This is a genomic window from Flavobacterium palustre (assembly GCF_014639535.1).
In the GTDB taxonomy this organism is placed as follows: Bacteria; Bacteroidota; Bacteroidia; order Flavobacteriales; family Flavobacteriaceae; genus Flavobacterium; species Flavobacterium palustre.
Genome location: NZ_BMGA01000019.1, coordinates 1 through 2,678, shown reverse-complemented (window position 1 = coordinate 2,678; position 2,678 = coordinate 1). Strand labels below are relative to the sequence as shown.

1 protein-coding gene is annotated in these 2,678 nt (G+C 36.4%); it reads left to right on the top strand.

Translation table 11 applies throughout. The features are described from left to right. Positions 1–2,678, top strand: a 2,678-nt coding sequence (locus IEV84_RS16345) for a CLIPPER-2 domain-containing protein (RefSeq protein WP_188495864.1), incomplete at both ends; no start/stop codon positions are given.

The following is a 2,678-nucleotide window of genomic DNA, read 5'->3' as shown; positions in this document are numbered from 1 at the left end:
ATGCAACTGCCGGAACTGTACAATATTTAGTTACCCCTACTGCAACTACAGGATCATGTGCTGGTGCCACCTTTACAATAACTGTAACGGTAAATCCAACTCCTGTTTTAACCAGTACTTTAACTCCAGAAGCTATATGTAGTGCAACCTCATTTTCATATTCAGCCACAAGTTCTACAGCAGGATCAACTTTTAGCTGGACACGAGCTGCAGTTACAGGTATCAGTAATATAGCGGGAAGTGGAACAAACGGTCTAATTAATGAGGTATTAATTAATACAACTTCAAATCCAATAGTTGTAACATATGTTGTGACTTCTACGGCCAATTCATGTAGTAATTCACAAAATGTAATGGTAACTGTAAATGCTGTACCAACTATAACTACAGCAACTACTGCAACATCAGTTTGTTTCAGTGCAAATGCCCAAAGCACAACATTAACACACAATACAACATCTGCAACACCAACATTATATAGCATTGTTTGGAATTCAAGTCCGGCAAATAGTTTTGCAGCTGTTACAGATGCAGCTTTAACTGAAAGTCCGATTTCAATAAATATTCCTGCTGGCACAATTGCAGGAACATACACAGGAACAATTACTGTAAAAAATGCTAATGGATGTGTCAGCACAGGTACAACATTTACAGTAACTGTAAATTCATGTTTGGTTTCTTTAGTGAAACAATCTGAATTAATCAATACTGGAAATTGTACAAGCGTAGGTGATCAGATTAAATATACTTTTACTCTAACTAATTTGGGTACTACACCTATTACAAATATTACAATTACTGATCCTTTATTTAATGTACCTAATCCTATTGTTCCAACAGTATTTGTAAGCGGCGATACAAATAGTAATTTAAGCTTAGATACAAATGAAACCTGGGTATACAATGCTAATTATGCAGTAACTCAAAAAGATATTGATACAGGAAATGTTATTAACCAGGCAACTGTGAATGGTTTGGTTTTAGGAAGTGATGAGATTAGTGATTTGTCTGGTACAAATACAACTAACAATAATCCAACTATAACAGCATTATGTCAAAATCCTAAGATAGCCATCGTGAAATCCAACAATATTACCATTGGAGAAAACGGATGTGCCACACTGGCTGTAGGCAATGTGGTAACTTATACCTTTACAGTAACTAATCCGGGTAATGTAAGCCTACACAATATAAACGTTTCTGATCCACATACAGGCTTATCTGCTATCACTCTTCAAAGTGGCGATAGCAATGCTAACAATATCTTAGAGGTAAATGAAACTTGGGTTTTTCAAGCTAATTACACCGTAAATCAAGCAGATATTGATGCTGGAAAAATTACCAACCAAGCTTCAGTAAGTGGTTTAGCTCCTGATAATTCACAAGTAAATGACTTATCCGGTAATAACTCAACTACTAATGAAGATAATGTGATTCCTATTTGTACAACACCTAAAATCGCCATTGTAAAAACCAATAATATTACAGTCGGAGAAAACGGATGTGCAGCTCTGGCTGTTGGCGACGTGGTGACTTATACTTTTACTATAACTAACCCGGGTAATGTGAGCCTACATAATATAAACATTTCTGACCCTCACCCAGGATTATCTGCTATCACTCTTCTAAGTGGCGATAGCAATACTAACAATATCTTAGAGGTAAATGAAACTTGGATTTTTAATGCAAGTTATAACGTAACGCAAGCAGATATTGATACTGGAAAAATTACCAACCAAGCTTCAGTAAGTGGTTTAGCTCCTGATAATTCACAAGTAAATGACTTATCCGGTAATGACTCAACTACTAATCAAGACAATGTGATTCCTATTTGTACTATACCTAAAATAGCCATTGTGAAAACCAATAACATTACAGTCGGAGAAAACGGATGCGCAGCTCTGGCTGTTGGCGACGTGGTGACTTATACTTTTACTGTAACTAATCCGGGGAATGTGAGCCTACATAATATAAACGTTTCTGACCCTCACCCAGGATTATCTGCTATCACTCTTCTAAGTGGCGATAGCAATACTAACAATATCTTAGAGGTAAATGAAACTTGGATTTTTAATGCAAGTTATAGCGTAACGCAAGCAGATATTGATAGTGGAAAAATTACCAACCAAGCTTCGGTAAGTGGATTAGCTCCTGATAATTCACAAGTAAATGACTTATCCGGTAATGACTCAACTACTAATCAAGACAATATGATTCCTATTTGTACAACACCTGAAATAACAATCACTAAAGACGGAACTTATACAGATACAAATCAGGATGGTAAAACCAATGTGGGAGATACTGTTTCTTACAAATTTGTTATCACAAATACTGGAAATGTGACTTTAACCAACATAACAGTTACTGATAATAATGCTGTTGTAAGCGGTGGTCCGATTGCATCTCTTGCTCCCGGAGCAACCGATACAACTACTTTCTCTGCAACTCATACAATTACTCAAAATGACATCAATAATGGATTTGTGTACAACTTGGCTTTGGCAACTGCCAAAGATCCTAAAGGAAATGACGTAACAGATACTTCTTCTGACCCTACTCCTTGTACAACTTGTCCGGTTGATCCTGAATGTACTGATTGTACTATTACCGAATTGAATCAATCACCGGCTATTACAATCACTAAAGACGGAACTTATACAGATACAAATCAGGAT